This window comes from Amycolatopsis nivea, assembly GCF_004522235.1.
In the GTDB taxonomy this organism is placed as follows: Bacteria; Actinomycetota; Actinomycetes; order Mycobacteriales; family Pseudonocardiaceae; genus Amycolatopsis; species Amycolatopsis nivea.
The window spans coordinates 1-14534 of record NZ_SDLT01000028.1 but is presented as its reverse complement, the minus strand read 5'-3'; the positions used below and the strand labels follow the sequence as shown (position 1 = coordinate 14534).

16 protein-coding genes are annotated in these 14534 nt (G+C 69.9%); 7 read left to right on the top strand and 9 right to left on the bottom strand.

Going from position 1 to position 14534, the window contains the following annotated elements; genetic code table 11:
* Positions 1 to 209 precede the first annotated feature (209 nt).
* From EIZ44_RS28520 to EIZ44_RS28510, 3 genes are all read right to left on the bottom strand, one after another.
* The gene (locus EIZ44_RS28520) at positions 210 to 575 is read right to left on the bottom strand and encodes a septum formation initiator family protein (protein WP_078870811.1); all 366 of its coding nucleotides are present in this window, start codon (positions 573 to 575) and stop codon (positions 210 to 212) included.
* A gap of 193 nt (positions 576 to 768) precedes the next feature.
* Complete coding sequence (gene eno / locus EIZ44_RS28515; RefSeq protein ID WP_037820247.1) at positions 769 to 2055, bottom strand: phosphopyruvate hydratase; 1287 nt, start codon at positions 2053 to 2055, stop codon at positions 769 to 771.
* A 115-nt stretch (positions 2056 to 2170) separates the two neighbouring features.
* Complete coding sequence (locus EIZ44_RS28510) at positions 2171 to 2662, bottom strand: VOC family protein (protein WP_240691438.1); 492 nt, start codon at positions 2660 to 2662, stop codon at positions 2171 to 2173.
* Between the two features lie 70 nt (positions 2663 to 2732).
* Between EIZ44_RS28510 and EIZ44_RS28505 the strand changes: the two genes are divergently transcribed.
* Both EIZ44_RS28505 and EIZ44_RS28500 read left to right on the top strand, forming a co-directional pair.
* The gene (locus tag EIZ44_RS28505; RefSeq protein WP_009083365.1) at positions 2733 to 3137 is read left to right on the top strand and encodes a tetratricopeptide repeat protein; all 405 of its coding nucleotides are present in this window, start codon (positions 2733 to 2735) and stop codon (positions 3135 to 3137) included.
* Positions 3138 to 3343: 206 nt separating this feature from the next.
* A complete protein-coding gene (locus EIZ44_RS28500; protein ID WP_134732349.1) occupies positions 3344 to 3526 on the top strand; it encodes a hypothetical protein in 183 nt (60 codons plus the stop codon).
* A 460-nt stretch (positions 3527 to 3986) separates the two neighbouring features.
* Here the strand turns inward: EIZ44_RS28500 and EIZ44_RS28495 are convergent, their stop codons facing one another.
* Entirely contained in the window at positions 3987 to 4787 is an 801-nt protein-coding gene (locus tag EIZ44_RS28495; protein ID WP_134732347.1) for a lysozyme family protein, read from the bottom strand.
* Positions 4788 to 5055: 268 nt separating this feature from the next.
* Here EIZ44_RS28495 and efeU point away from each other — a divergent pair, with 268 nt between their 5' ends.
* The 5 genes from efeU (at position 5056) to EIZ44_RS28470 (ending at position 9902) form a co-directional block, all read left to right on the top strand.
* The gene (gene efeU, locus EIZ44_RS28490; RefSeq protein ID WP_037820241.1) at positions 5056 to 5907 is read left to right on the top strand and encodes an iron uptake transporter permease EfeU; all 852 of its coding nucleotides are present in this window, start codon (positions 5056 to 5058) and stop codon (positions 5905 to 5907) included.
* Positions 5908 to 5909: 2 nt separating this feature from the next.
* Positions 5910 to 7061 carry an iron uptake system protein EfeO gene (gene efeO, locus EIZ44_RS28485; protein ID WP_134667512.1) on the top strand — a complete coding sequence of 384 codons (1152 nt, stop codon included), beginning with the start codon at positions 5910 to 5912 and terminating at the stop codon, positions 7059 to 7061.
* The gene (gene efeB / locus EIZ44_RS28480) at positions 7058 to 8317 is read left to right on the top strand and encodes an iron uptake transporter deferrochelatase/peroxidase subunit (protein ID WP_037820239.1); all 1260 of its coding nucleotides are present in this window, start codon (positions 7058 to 7060) and stop codon (positions 8315 to 8317) included. Before efeO ends, efeB begins: the two co-directional genes overlap by 4 nt.
* Positions 8318 to 8422: 105 nt before the next feature.
* Positions 8423 to 9487 carry an LLM class flavin-dependent oxidoreductase gene (locus tag EIZ44_RS28475; RefSeq protein WP_240691437.1) on the top strand — a complete coding sequence of 355 codons (1065 nt, stop codon included), beginning with the start codon at positions 8423 to 8425 and terminating at the stop codon, positions 9485 to 9487.
* A 4-nt stretch (positions 9488 to 9491) separates the two neighbouring features.
* Entirely contained in the window at positions 9492 to 9902 is a 411-nt protein-coding gene (locus EIZ44_RS28470; RefSeq protein WP_134732345.1) for a PPOX class F420-dependent oxidoreductase, read from the top strand.
* A gap of 74 nt (positions 9903 to 9976) precedes the next feature.
* Here the strand turns inward: EIZ44_RS28470 and EIZ44_RS28465 are convergent, their stop codons facing one another.
* The 5 genes from EIZ44_RS28465 to EIZ44_RS28445 are packed head-to-tail and all read right to left on the bottom strand — an operon-like array spanning position 9977 to position 14077.
* Positions 9977 to 10540: a hypothetical protein gene (locus EIZ44_RS28465; RefSeq protein ID WP_134732343.1), complete on the bottom strand. Its 564-nt coding sequence runs from the start codon at positions 10538 to 10540 to the stop codon at positions 9977 to 9979.
* A complete protein-coding gene (locus EIZ44_RS28460; RefSeq protein WP_134667515.1) occupies positions 10540 to 11880 on the bottom strand; it encodes a SulP family inorganic anion transporter in 1341 nt (446 codons plus the stop codon). Before EIZ44_RS28460 ends, EIZ44_RS28465 begins: the two co-directional genes overlap by 1 nt.
* The gene (locus EIZ44_RS28455; RefSeq protein ID WP_134732341.1) at positions 11880 to 12683 is read right to left on the bottom strand and encodes an ABC transporter ATP-binding protein; all 804 of its coding nucleotides are present in this window, start codon (positions 12681 to 12683) and stop codon (positions 11880 to 11882) included. The genes EIZ44_RS28460 and EIZ44_RS28455 overlap by 1 nt, the downstream gene beginning before the upstream one ends.
* Positions 12684 to 12704: 21 nt before the next feature.
* Complete coding sequence (locus EIZ44_RS28450; protein WP_134732339.1) at positions 12705 to 13493, bottom strand: zf-HC2 domain-containing protein; 789 nt, start codon at positions 13491 to 13493, stop codon at positions 12705 to 12707.
* 29 nt (positions 13494 to 13522) lie between these two features.
* The gene (locus tag EIZ44_RS28445) at positions 13523 to 14077 is read right to left on the bottom strand and encodes an RNA polymerase sigma factor (RefSeq protein ID WP_037820232.1); all 555 of its coding nucleotides are present in this window, start codon (positions 14075 to 14077) and stop codon (positions 13523 to 13525) included.
* Between the last annotated feature and the right edge of the window lie 457 nt (positions 14078 to 14534).

Genomic DNA, 14534 nt, shown 5'->3' with positions numbered 1-14534 from the left:
GGAAGGCGCGGAAGTCGTCCTGCACCTGGCCGAAAAAGCCTCGTCAACGGTCCAGCCCGGTCAACGACCACGCCCGGCCAGTGAACCCCGCCAGGCACCAACCTCACCCAGCCAGTGAGGCTCGCCCAGCCACCAACCTCAGCCGATCAGCAGCCCCAACCAACCGCCAGCAAGCGGCCGCGCGCAAAAGCCGCACCCGGCCAGGCACCTCAGCCCCCGGAAACCTGCGCCCACAGGTTCTCGTACCAGGGCGCCTGCGGAGCGGGCTGCTGCCCAGGCTGGGCAGCCGTCGGCGAACCGGGCTGGTCCTCGGGCAGCTGGACCATCCACGGGGTCTCGCCCGGTTTCACGTACCGGAGCCGGCGGCGGGCTTCCGCCTCGATCTGGGCCGGGTCGCTCAGCTGGGCTTTGCGGTCGCGCAGCTGAGCGACCTCGTGCTGGAGCTGGGCGAGCTGCGCTTCCTGGTCGCGGACCTCGGAGCGCTGGGAGAGGTAGGTGCGCAACGGGACCGCGACGGTGAACGCCAGTGCGCACACCACGATCGCCACCACGGCGGCGCGCCGGGTGGTCGACATGCCGAGCACTTTGGCCGCACCGGAGGCGCGTTTCGCCGCCAGGCCGCGGCGCAGCCGGGCCCTGGTCGTCTCCGTCGTGCCCGCGCCGGTGCGGCGCCGGGCCGACGCGGGACGGCGGGCCCTGCTGGACCCGCTTCCCGCTGCCCGGCCGCCGCGGCGGCTGCGCGCCCTCCCCCGGTCGGCCATGTGCCCCTCAGGCCTCCGCGCTGAACCGCGGGAAGGCGAGGTCGCCGGCGTAGCGCGCGGCGTCCGCGAGGGTTTCCTCGATGCGCAGGAGCTGGTTGTACTTCGCGATCCGCTCGCCGCGGGCCGGGGCGCCGGTCTTGATCTGGCCGACGCCGGTCGCGACCGCGAGGTCGGCGATGAAGGTGTCCTCGGTCTCGCCGGACCGGTGGCTCATCATCGACTTGTAGCCGTACGACGTGGCCAGCGACACCGCGTCCAGCGTCTCCGACAGCGTGCCGATCTGGTTGACCTTCACCAGCAGCGCGTTCGCCGCGCGGCGGGTGATGCCCTCCTCGAGCCGGTCCGGGTTGGTGACGAACAGGTCGTCGCCGACGAGCTGGACCTTGTCGCCGATCTCGGAGGTCAGCTGGACCCAGCCGTCCCAGTCGTCCTCGCTCAGCGGGTCCTCGATGGACACCAGCGGGTAGTCGCGCAGCAGTTCGCCGTAGTACGCGGACATCTGCTCCGCGCTGCGCTTCGAACCCTCGAAGGTGTAGGCGCCGTCGGAGTAGAACTCGGTCGCGGCGACGTCCAGCGCGAGCGCGACGTCACGGCCCGGCGCGTAGCCGGCCTTCTCGATCGCGGCGAGGATCAGGTCGAGCGCCTCGCGGTTGTTGGAGAGGCTCGGCGCGAAACCGCCCTCGTCGCCGAGGCCGGTGGCCAGGCCGCGGCTCTTCAGCACGCCCTTCAGCGCGTGGTACACCTCGGTGCCCCAGCGCAGCGCCTCGCGGAACGACTCCGCGCCGATCGGCGCGATCATGAATTCCTGGATGTCGACGTCGGTGTCGGCGTGCGCACCGCCGTTGAGGATGTTCAGCATCGGCACCGGCAGCACGTGCGCGTTCGGCCCGCCGAGGTAGCGGAACAGCTCCAGTTCGGACGATTCCGAGGCGGCCTTCGCGACGGCGAGCGAAACGCCGAGGATCGCGTTCGCGCCCAGCCGCGACTTCGCGGGCGTGCCGTCGAGGTCCACCAGCTTCTGGTCGACGATCCGCTGGTCGACCGCGTCGACGCCGACCAGGTCCGGGCCGATCTCGTCGAGCACCGCGGCGACCGCGCGCTCCACGCCCTTGCCGTTGTAGCGGCCGGTGTCCCCGTCGCGCAGTTCGACCGCTTCGTGCTCGCCGGTCGACGCCCCGGACGGCACCGCCGCACGGGCCAGCGTGCCGTCGTCGAGCGCCACCTCCACCTCGACGGTCGGGTTCCCGCGCGAATCGAGAATCTCGCGCGCGCCTACCTGCTCGATGAGAGCCACGCTCTGCTCCTTGGTGGGTCGTGCCTGCGGTGACGCCGCCCAGAGTAACCGCCCAGCGGGTTCACCCGTTGGAGGCCAGGCCGGTGCGGGGCCGTTCCGCTGCGTGTTCTCCAGCTCAGCCGGGCACTTCGCCGTTCTCCTCGGCGTCCTGGTCCTCCGGCCGGACCTCGCGCCACCCCGACGGCAGCTCGACCTGATCGGTCACCTGCTGCCAGAACGTCCAGCTGTTGCCGCCCGGATCGGCCACGGTGAAGATCCGCGCGCCGTAAGGCTGGTCCTGGGGCGGTTCCGGCGCGGCGTCCTCGCCGAGCGCCGCGGACACGCGCTCGTGCTGCGCGTCGACGTCGGTCACGTACACGACGTTCAACTGCCCGACCGGCCCCTCGACGCCCTTGGCCTCCCAGTATTCGGGACCGACCCCGGCCAGCTGCAGACGCGCGTCGCCGGCGCGCAGCGTCGCCTGGAAAACCTCGCCGGACCCGTCCTCGAAACGGACTTCCTCGGTGAAGCCGAACACCCTGGTCAGCCACGCGAGCGCGGCGGTCGCATCGCTGTAGTAGAGGTACGGCGCCAGTCCCACGTAATCGGGTTCCTGATCGCTGCTCATGGCGGAACAGTCCATCACGACTCGTCTGACGGTCGTGCAACGCCCTCCGCGCCGGTATCGTGAAGCGACCATGACGGACGCCGCAGCAGCCCCCGAACCCGACGGCGAATCGCGCTTCCGCAGGTTCCGCAACGCCGAGCATCTGGTCGCGCGGCGACGTCCGCTCGACGCGCTCAAAGAGCTGGAACCCCTGCTCGCCGACGAGCCGGACAAGCCGAGCGTGCACCTGCTCGCCGGCCGCGCGTACTTCCACTCCGCCCAGCTGCGCCGCGCCGAACGCGCCTTCACCCGCGTCCTGGAACTGGACCCCACCGATCACTACGCCCGGTTCGTGCTCGGCCGCACCCTCCAGCGCCTCGGCCGTTTGGCCGAGGCGCTCGCACAACTGCGGATGGCGTCGGCGATGAACCCGGTGCCGGAGTATCTCGAGGCGATCAGCGAGGTCAGGGCGAGGATCACGCTGAGCGACCGCTGAGCCCGCGTGTCCCGAACGTGCACCCGCGGAGGCACTCGCGTGCAACCGCCGGATCCAGCACGGCCCCGGCGCGTCTTCTGAAGTGAACAGGGCAACGGGGAAGCCTGGCCATCCGGCGACCCGGCTCGGCCAGTCGGCCGATCCGGGCAGACCGGGCGAAGCGCGATCCTTGGTGTCATCACAGAGAGCGATTAGAGGAGGCCGACATGACCGCGCTGACCGTGATCGGAGCGACCGCCGGGCTGCTCGTGCTGGTGCTGATGGCGCTGGCGCCGGCGCTCGTGGAATTCAACGAACGCCACCCGGTCCAGCCGCGCAAACAGCCCGTGCGCACCGAGACTCTGCCGCAGAAGCCGGTGCGAGTGAGCGCCGCTCTGTCGACGCACTAACTCCCGATTTTGCCGAGCAGGCCACGGTTCCGGCCGCTCGCCGGGACCGAATTGTTCTGAGGAAGCACGCGACGGGCGCGGAGGCAGGGGCGCGCTCGACCGCTGAGCGTGGCAGCACGGAGTGCCGCGCGCAGACAGGCCACGGGCGAGCTGCTTCGGCCGCCGATCAGCGACCGCCAGCCAGACGGCCCGTGCCGAATCGAGGCAGGCTGGCCGAACCGCCACCGACCCAGCCAGCTCAACGCTCCACGCGCGCCGCCGCACAGGGAACCGGCCGAAGCGAACAAGCCTCCGCCGACCCACCCAGCCAGCTCAATCCTCCACACTCGCCGCCGCACAAGGAACCGGCCGAAGCGAACATGCCTCGGCCGACCGACGCAGGCAGCTCGACGCTCCACACTCGCCGCCGCACAGGGAACCGGCCGAAGCGAACAAGCCTCCGCCGACCGACCCAGCCAGCTCAGGGCGCCACGCTCTCGGCCGCGTACGAGTCCGCCGCGGTGAAGACGTCCTGCACGTAGTTGACCGCCGGGTTGTAGAGCAGCATCGCTTTCCACCAGCCCGCCGGGGCGCCCAGGTCGTCGTCGCCGGAGCAGAGGTAGCGGGCGGCGGTGAACGCAGCGTCGTCGAGGTTGCGGGGGTCCGCGGCTTTGCCGTCGCCGTTCGCGCGCTGGGCGTGTTTGTGCCAGGCGGCAGGCATGATCCGCAGCGGGCCGACGCGGTGGTCGGCGGTGCGGTCGCCGTCGAGTTTTCCGGTGTCGGTGTCCGGGCCTTCCGCAGGACCGGGCTTCACCGTCAACGTGCCGTCCGGGCCGGGTTTCTCCGCTCCGAAGGCCAGATTTCCGATCGCCGCAAGCGTCGCCCATGACAGGTGGCACGACGGTTTCTGCCGCTGCATCCACATTTCCGCCCGGCCGTACGCGGCGAGCACCCGCGCGTCCAGTCGCGTCTTCCCGGCGACCCGGGTCGCCCACGCGTCCAGTTCCGCTTGGTCGGACACGAGTGGGCGGTCCGGCGGCGCGGCCAAGCCGACGCGCGGGGCTTCGGAGCCGGGTTGCGGGCGCGGTTCCGCCTTGGTCGCCACCGGCGGCGGAGCGGCCGCGGCGGGAGGGGCGGGCGGGTTCGGGTTCCGGATCCCGATGGTCACCACCAGCACGACCCCGGTCAGCACCAGACCCAGCGCGAACGCGATCCGGCTCGGGTAGCGGCGCGGCGGAACCGCCGGAGACGGCGTAATAGTCGGCTGAGTGGTATCGGCCACTCGGACAGGTTACTGATGAACCCGCCCGGGGGACGCTGGACTGGGCGAATGGCAAGCGGATGGTTAACTCCCCGCTCGAGCCGCCCAGGTCACACAATTCGTTACGTGACCTGTCGGCGACGCCCTGACCTGCGGTTACCCTAACCTAACTCCCACCAGAACGCCGTTTTGCGCATTTTGCCGGACCCCCTCAGCGAACTTCCCTCTGGACTTACAGGCAAGCCTTACCTAAAAACATCAGGTCAGGTAGTCGAAGGAGGGCTGAACAGTGGTGTTTTCCAGCGCGCTCATCGGGCTGCGCGAAGGCCTCGAAGCCGCGCTTGTGGTCAGCATCCTGGTCGCCTTCCTGGTGAAGACCGAACGACGGCACGCACTGCGGTTCGTGTGGCCGGGCGTCGGCGCGGCGGTGCTGCTGTCGGTCGGTGTCGGCGCGATCCTCACCTACAGCACCGCGCAGCTGAGTTTCGAGCATCAGGAACTGCTCGGCGGAAGTCTTTCCATCGTCGCGGTCGTCTTCGTCACCGCGATGATCTTCTGGATGCGCAAGGCTTCCCGGCACATCGCGGCCGAGTTGCGCGGCAAGATGGAGGACGCGCTCAAGGTCGGCCCGGCAGCGGTGCTGCTGCTGTCGTTCCTCGCGGTGGGTCGCGAGGGGCTCGAAACCGCCGTGTTCTTCTACTCGGCCGTGCAGACCGCGCAGTCCGACACCCTGCAGCCGCTGATCGGGTTCGTGATCGGGATCGCCGCCGCGGTCGTGCTCGCCTACCTGCTCTACCGCGGCGCGGTGCGGTTCAACCTGGCGAAGTTCTTCACCATCACCGGCGTGCTGCTGGTGTTCGTCGCCGCCGGCGTCCTCGGCTACGGCCTGCACGACCTGCAGGAAGCCGGGTTCATCCCCGGGCTGACCACGCTCGCCTTCGACGCGTCGAGCACACTGCCGGAAACCTCCTGGTACGGCGCACTGCTCAAGGGGATCTTCAACTATTCGCAGCAAACCACTGTGCTGCAAGCGATCGCGTGGGTCGCCTACGTGGCGATCGTGCTGCCGCTGTTCCTCAAGCCTGCCCGCAAGAACAAGACCGAGGCGGCTCCGGCCGCCCCGGCCGCCGCCAAGGAGTGATCGTGCCCCAGTTCCGCAAAACCTCGACGGCTGTGCTCACCGGCCTCGGCGCCCTCGTGGCGCTGACCGCCTGCGACAGCACGAACTCCGCGTCCGGTCCCTCCGGCGCGGCCGCGGGCGGGCCGATCAAGGTCGAGGCGTCCGACACCGCCTGTTCGGTGTCGGCGACGACCGCTGCCGCGGGCAACCTGACCTTCGAGATCGCCAACAAGGGCAGCAAGGTCACCGAGTTCTACCTCTACGCCGAGGGCGACCGGATCATGGGCGAGGTCGAGAACATCGCGCCGGGGCTGAACCGGCGGCTCATCGTCGAGGTCCCGGACGCGGGCAAGTACCAGACGGCGTGCAAGCCGGGCATGGTCGGCAACGGCATCCGCGGCGACTTCACCGTCACCGGCGGCGCGCAGAGCCAGAACAGCGCCAGCGCGCAGAAGGCCGCTGCCACCAAGAGCTACGCGACCTACGTCGAGAACAACAGCTCGGCGCTGGAGACCGAAACGGCCAAGTTCGTCGCCGCGGTCAAGGCGGGCAAGGTCGACGAGGCGAAGGCCGAGTACGCGCGCACCCGCGTGTTCTACGAGCGGATCGAGCCTGTCGCGGAGAAGTTCGGCGACCTCGACCCGGCCGTCGACGCGCGCGAGGCCGACCTCGAACCCGGCCAGCAGTTCACCGGCTTCCACCGGCTGGAGAAAGACCTGTGGAGCACCGGGCTGAAGCCGGACAGCCCGCAGATCGCGGACAAGCTGCTCACCGACGTGAAGGCGCTGGTCGCCAAGGCGAAGACGCTGCAGCTGAGCGTGCTGGACCTGGCGAACGGCGCGAAGGGCCTGATGGACGAGGTCGCCACCGGCAAGATCACCGGCGAGGAGGAGACCTTCTCGCACACCGACCTGTGGGACTTCCAGGCCAACCTCGACGGTTCCAAGGGCGCGATCGCCGCGCTGCGGCCGATCATCCAGGAGCGCGACGCGGCCCTGGTGTCCACTTTGGACAAGGAGTTCGCGAACGTGCAGGGGCTGCTGGACAAGACCCGTTCCGGGGACGGTTTCAAGTACTACAACGAACTCTCCCAGGACCAGATCAAGGCGTTCGCCTCGGCGGTCGACGCGCTGAGCGAGCCGCTCAGCAAGGTCGCGGAGGTCGTGTCGAAGTGACCGAGGAGGGAACGCAGGTTTCCCGCCGGAAGCTGTTCGGGCTCGCCGGTGCCGGGGTCGCGCTGGCGGGCGCGGGCGCCGCGGCCGGCGTGGGCTTCGACCGGCTCGGCGGCGACACCCCTGCCGCGGCCGCGACGTCCACTGTGGACTTTCACGGCGAGCACCAGGCCGGGATCGACACGCCGACGCAGCAGAACCTGCACTTCGCCGCGCTCGACGTGACCACCAAGGACGTCAAGAAGCTCCGCGAACTGCTGCGCACCTGGACGGCCGCGGCACGGCGGATGACCGCGGGCCAGGACGTCGGCCCGAACGGTGCGCTCGGCGGGTCCGCACAGGCCCCGCCGGACGACACCGGCGAGGCGCTCGACCTGCCCGCCTCCGACCTGACGCTGACGATCGGCTTCGGCCCCTCGCTCTTCGACGACCGGTTCGGCCTCGCCGCGAAACGCCCGCCGCAGCTGATCGACCTGCCCGCGTTCCCGAAGGACAAGCTCGACCCGGCCCGCAGCGGCGGCGACCTGTGCATCCAGGCCTGCGCGAACGATCCGCAGGTGGCGGTGCACGCGGTGCGCAACCTGGTGCGGCTGGGCTTCGGCGTCACCGAGGTGCGCTGGTCGCAGCTCGGGTTCGGCCGCAGTTCGTCGACCTCGCGCTCGCAGCAGACGCCGCGCAACCTGTTCGGTTTCAAGGACGGCACCAACAACATCAAGGCCGAGGACACCGACGTGCTCCGCGACCAGGTGTGGGCGCAGGCCGGCGACGGACAGGCGTGGATGGCGGGCGGCACGTACCTCGTCGCCCGCCGGATCCGGATGCACATCGAAACCTGGGACCGCGAAACGCTCGCCGGGCAGGAGCAGATTGTCGGGCGCACCAAGGGAACCGGTGCCCCGCTCGGGCAGACCGGCGAGTTCGACCAGGTCGATCTGCAGGTCGGCGGCGCGGGCGGGACCCCGTTGATCGCCGAGGACGCGCACATCCGGCTGGCCTCGCGCCAGACCCGCAAGGGCGTGCAGATCCTGCGCCGCGGCTACAACTTCGTCGACGGCTCCGACGGAGTCGGCCACCTCGAGGCGGGGCTGTTCTTCCTCGCGTTCAACCGGGACACCCGCACGCAGTACGTCCCGATGCAGCAGGTGCTGTCGTCGAAGGACGCGATGATGGAGTACCTGCAGCACACCGGTTCCGCGCACTTCGCGATCCCGCCTGGCCTCACCCCGACCAGCAACTGGGGTGACGGGCTCTTCGCCTGACCAGTACAAACCTCCCCGCCCCGCCACTGCGTGGGACCGGTTGCCGGTGCCTTCCGGGCAGGCGACGGTGACCGCGTTCATCCGCGCGAGGTGAGGAGTTCGGTCGTGGTCGCTGTGGCACAGCCGCGGTTCGGGGTGTGGGCGGTCGTCTACGGGTCGTGGGGCCCGTTCGATCATCCGGACGATCCGGTGGACGCCAGCTGGGAGCGCAACCGGCGGCTGATCGTCGAGGCCGACCGGCTCGGCTTCGATTCGACGCTCATCGCGCAGCACGTCGTGAACCCGTTCGGCGACGAACTGGACCAGCTGGAAACGTGGACGTCCGCGGCGGCGCTCGCCGCGCTCACCGAGCGGATCGAGATCATCGCGGCGATCAAGCCGTATCTCGTGCACCCGGTGGTGCTGGCGAAGCAGGCCCTGCAGATCCAGGAGATCAGCGGTGGCCGATTCGGGTTGAACCTCGTCAATGCCTGGTACAAGCCGGAGCTGGCGCGGGCGGGCATTCCGTTCGCCGAGCACGACGAACGGTACGAGTACGGCCGCGAATGGATCAGCGTCGTGCGCGGACTGCTGGCCGGCGAGCGGGTTTCGTTCGAGGGCAAGCATTTCCAGGTCGACGGGTACCAGCTGCGACCTGCTGCTTCGGCGCCGACCGTGTACGTCGGCGGCGAATCCGACCCGGCGCGGGCGCTGGTCGCGGACAAGGCCGACGTGTGGTTCATCAACGGGCAGCCGAAGGAGAACGTCGCCGAACTGATCGCGGACGTCGCCGCCCGACCGCGCGCCGGTGCGCCAGTCCGATTTGGACTGTCCGCGTTCGTAGTGGCTCGCGAAACCGACGCCGAGGCGGAAGCGGAGCTGGCGGCGCTGTGGGAACTGGCGGAGGCGGGCAAGGCGCGGTGGGAGGCGCTGGTCGCGGACGCCGATCCGAAGGCGGTGATGTTCCAAACGTTCGCGAAGTACCCGCACATCGGCACGAACGGCGGCACCGCGGCCGGCCTGGTCGGCAGCTACGACACCGTCGCCCAGCGGATCCGCGAGTGGGCTGACCTGGGAATCGAGACGTTTATGCTGCAATTTCAGCCCTTCGAAGCGGAGATGCGGCGGTTCGCCGAGCACGTGATTCCCCGCGTGCGCTTGACTTCAAGCAAGCTTGAACTTGCACGGTAGGTGCATGTTCACCGAAGCGGAACTCACCTACCTGGCCACCCAGCCGCTGGCCCGGGTCGCCACCCAGCAGCCGAACAGAACTCTGCAGGTCAGCCCGGTCGCGTTCACCTGGAACCCGGAGACGCAGACCATTGACGTGTCCGGGTACCACCTCACGAAGAGCCGGAAATACCGCAACGTCGAGGACAACGGCCAGGTCGCCATCGTGATCGACGACCAGCCCTCGACAAGCCCCATGCGCATCCGCTGCCTGGAGATCCGCGGCCGGGCGGAAGCGGTGCCGGACGCCTTCGAACCGGACGGTCACCTCGACGGAGCCGTCATCCGTATTCACCCGCAACGGATCATCAGTCTCGGCATCGAAGATCCCGACCGCGCGCCGCTGGAGGTGAAGCCGAACAACCGGAACGTCTGACGCCGCGCCGGTCCGCAGTCCCGCCCCTGCCCGGGGGAGGGACGGGACTGCGCCCGGCTCGACGTTCCGCTGGTTCATCTGCGCGCACCCGCCACCGTGTACGCCGCCGTTCCCGCCGCGAACAGCAGCCCGGCCGTCCACCACGCCGCGGCGGAGGTTGCCGTCGCCATCGGCCAAGCCACGAAGTCGTAGGCCTGGCCGACGGCGCTCGGGACGAACATCGCCGTCATCGCCCAGCCCAAGGGCAGCGTCCAGCCGAACTGGCCGCCGAACAGCGTGGCCGCCAGCCCGGTCAGGCCGATGAGCCCGGCCGCGTTGCGGAGGATCCAGCCGGATTCCATGGGATGGTCGACAAAGCCTTGTGCCGCAATCATTACTCCACCGGCTACCGCACCGATCAGCAGCAGGTGCCCGAGCCGTCGGGGCGGCCAGCGGAAAGAGGCCGTGCGGTCCAGGTCGATGTCCTGTCCGCTGAGACCCACGCCTGCCACCGCGACCGCGGCACCGAGGGTGAAGGTCGCGAAGAGCGTCGCCCAGTTGTCGCCCAGCAGCGGCGGGAGAACGACGGCACAGAGCAACACCGCCGCCAGCGACACTGCGAGGTGGCGCGAACGCGCGTACAGCGCTGTCCACCGCATCAGCGGGCACCTTCCATGAGGACCTTCAGTGGGTCACCGGTGCAGGTCAGTTCCAGTTGCCGAGCGGCGGCCACGCGGGCGGTCTGCTCCGGCTCTGGTACTGCGTTGAGGGCTGCCCACGCTGAGTCCGTCCATGCCTGAGGCGCAACGTACGAAGACGGCGGAGAGTACGAGCCGACCAGCCACTGCGCCATTACCCAGCGCGCAGCGTCCTCCCGGTCGTTTCGCTCACCTCCGTAGGACGCCGCGTGACATTGCGTTGTCCCGGCACCGCTAAGCAGCGTCATGGTGAGGCGGGGGCCGCTTTTGTCGGATAACACGTAGTTGTCCTTCTGCAGCAGCACCCGGGACGGATCTCGCGGGCCCACCTTGTTGTCCCGGTACGGCTCTGTCGATTCCACTACCCGAGTCGGGTGTTGCGGCAGCTTCTCCAGGCGCTGCAAGACTTCCTTGCCTGGACTGGCCACAGTGGACAACCAGTCCTCGTGCAAGCGCGTCACGCACACCGGACCGTCGCAGACGAGAGCGGCTGCCGTCTCGTCCGGGACGTAGTTTTCGGCCGACGACGCGGGGAAGAGCGGCAAAGCCACCGCCAGCCCGGCCCCCACTGGGAGCAGCGCGAGCACCCGGATCCGCGCCGAACGGGCCAGCAGCAGCACGATTCCGGCCGCGGCGATCCCGAGCAGCCAGGCCAGCTGCCCGATCTCCACCGCGGGCTTCGGCAGATCGAACGGGCCATGCGGCGCCACTTGCCCGATCCCCAGCAACGCCACCGCGTTCGACGCCACCCCGTTCACCCCCGACACCTGCGTGAAGAGGCCGCCTGCCAGCACGAGCACGGCCAGCGCCGGCGCGGTGATCGGATACGGCAGAAGCCGCCCGACGCCGAGCCCGAGCGCGACACCGGCGAGCACGGACAGCACCCCGAGCACCAGTTGCATCGCCCACGCCGTGGTGAACAATCCGCCCGTCGCCACGACCTGCCCGACCCCGGCGGCGACGAGCACCAGATAGCCCACGGCCGCGGCGAGACCGAGGGCAAGGCCGAGCTTGGCGGCTCGCTGCCCGGAGGGCCGGGGCGTGGAGCCGAACAGTTCGACGACTCCCGCGCGGGCATCTCGCATGCCCTGGATAGCCGCGGCTCCGACGATGATCGGCCACATCAGCACCAGCAGGTAGCGAGGCCACCGCACCGCGGTCAGCCAGGTCTCGTTCCAGGCCGCGGAACCGTGGCTCCACGGCCCGCGCGAGAACAGCAGCAGTCCCAGGCTGACCACGAGCATCGCGACGGGAACCCAGGGCGCGACGGTGCGCCGGAGCTCGATCCGGAACACGCTCATCACCAGGACCCCTTTCCCTGTGCGTGGCCGAGCAGCGCCGAATAGCCGCGCTCGATCGGGCTGTCGCCGACGTCCGCCTCGCTGCCCGCCGAGGCCAGATCGGCTGGTGTGCCTTGGAAAACCAGCTTCCCGCCGGCGAACAGGACGACGTCCGAGCACGCCGCGGCGACGTCTTCGACCAGGTGGGTGGACACGACGACGCACGCGTCCCTGCCGATTTCCTGCAGCAGCTCCCGGAAACGCAGCCGTTGCGCCGGATCGAGCCCGGCGGTGGGTTCGTCGAGCAGCAGGACCACCGGGTCGTTCACGATCGCCTGCGCGATGCCGACCCGGCGGATCATGCCGCCGGACAGGGTCTTCATTTTGTCCCCGGCGCGTTCGGCGAGACCGACCCGTTCGATCGCGCGCTGGACCGCGCCCGGCACCTCGTGCTTGGGCATTTCCTTGAGCCACGCCATGTATTCGACGAACTCGCGGACGGTGAACCGCTTGTAGTACCCGAAGGTTTGCGGCAGGTAGCCGATCCGGCGGCGCAGGCCGCGCTGGTCGAAGTGCCCCCCGACGGGCTCTCCGAGCAGCGCCAGCTTGCCTTCCGTCGGCCGCAGCACCGTGGCGAGGGTGCGGATCAAGGTGGTCTTGCCCGCACCGTTCGGCCCGAGCAGCCCGTGCACGCCCGTGCCGAGCGCGAGGTCGAGCCCGTCGACCGCCATCTTCTTGCGGCCGACCCGCACTTTCAGTCCCTGTGCCTGGATTTCCCAGGCGTAGGTCGCCGGAGCGACCTCGGCGGCTTCCACAGCCCGCATCGGTGTCCCCTCTCGTTTCCGTCAGTGATGCGCAGCAAGCTGCGTGAAGGTGTTCCGGCGAAGCACTACGAACACGGTCGCGACGACAGCGGCCGCCAGCCAGCCCGGCCAGGCGACGTCCTGTAGCAGGACCGAGCTCCCGAACGCGACGCTCGGCACCACCAGCGCGCCGAGCCACAGACCGACCAGGATCGACGCTGCCCAGGCGACGCCGATGAACGTGCCGAGCGCGAGAGTCCCCGTGGTGAACGCGAGACTCGGCAACAGCCCGAATCCCATCCGCGCGCCGACCAGCCAGCCGGCGGCGAGCAGCACAGCCAGCACCGGCACCACGACCGCCGTGGTCCGGCGCAGGATCAGCTCCAGCCCGGCGCGCGGGGTGGCCGCGGTGAGTTCGTACGACGGATCGAGCCCGCGCGTCCACGCCGCCGCCACCCCGAAGACCGGCAGCACCGGGGAAAGCAACTGCACGAACGACAGCCCGTCGTGCAGTGACCGGTCGAGGTAGACCGACAGCGCGCCGACCACGAGGACCATCAACAGCCACGGCATCATCACCGGGGTCGCCCAGCAATGCAGCCACGCCGCGGCCCGGCGCGGCATCGGCTGCGGTGCTTGGGCGAGGTCCGGTTCCAGCCCGGCCCACACGGTGTCGAGCAGACCGATCATCTCGGCGGTGGACGCGCCGGCGAGCCGCGCCCGGCACTGCGCGCAGTTCTCCAGGTGCCCTTCGATCGCCCATGCCTCGTCGCCCGGCAGGTCCCGGCCGGCGACGTAGCCGGCGAGCATCCGGTCGGATACGTGGTTCATGGCTTGACCTCCTTCAGACAGTCCTGGTTTCACGACAACGCCTCCCGCATCGCGATCCGGGCGCGGCGGGCCCGGGTTTTGACCGTGCCCTCGGGCAGGCCGAGCAGGATCGCGGTTTCCCGTACCGACAATCCGTCGAGCGCCATGGCTTGCAGGACCTCGCGCAATTCGGGCGCGAGACTGCGCAAGGCGTCGCCCACCGAATCGCCGACCGTGCTCGCCAGCGCCTCCTCCTCGGCGGCGGGCGCGGACAGCGACTCGTGCACCCCGGGCGGCGGATGCGCGTGATGCGCTCGCCGCCGGAACGCGTCGATGAGGCGGCGCACCGCGATCGTCCACACCCAGCCCACGGCGGAACCACCGGCGACGACGCCCGCGAACGAACCCGCGGCGCGCCACACGGCGAGGTAGGTCTCCTGCATCACCTCCGCGATGATCTGGTCATCGGAGCAGCGGTGCCGCAGGCGTATCGCGAGCCACGGCGACGTGCGGCGGTAGAGCTCTTCGAACGCCGCACGATCACCGCGGGCGGTGCGCCGGAGGAGGCGTTCCTCGTCCGGCTCCCTGGGTGGCTTGTGCTTCACACCCGGCAAGACGCCACCTCCGCGCTTACGGTTCTCCAAAATGAGTGATCTGGGTCACATTTCTCATCGGCTGTCGGACATCATCGTGGCGCGGGGGTGGTGGGGGTGTGGGTGGATGGGGCGGGGCTCCGTCGTTCGAGTGAGGGCGGCTATTCGGCGGAGGGGTGGCCGAGGTGCGAGAAGCCGGAGTGGCGTGCGGGGTTGGGTGGGGAGCTTTGGCGCGGGCGGTGTGACTGGGAAAGCCTGGTGGTTGCCACGGCGCAGGTGAGCGCGGGTGCGTGGGATGCGCGCGAGCAGAGGGCGCGCAGGAGTGAGGGGCTGGCAGCGCACGGCTGGGTTGTCGGGAGTGTTGATGCCGACTGGAAGCCGCGTCGGCACTCGCGGACTCCGGGCAGCGGGCATGAGCAACTGCTGCGGGCACGGCACGGCACGGCACGGCACGGCACGGCACGGCACG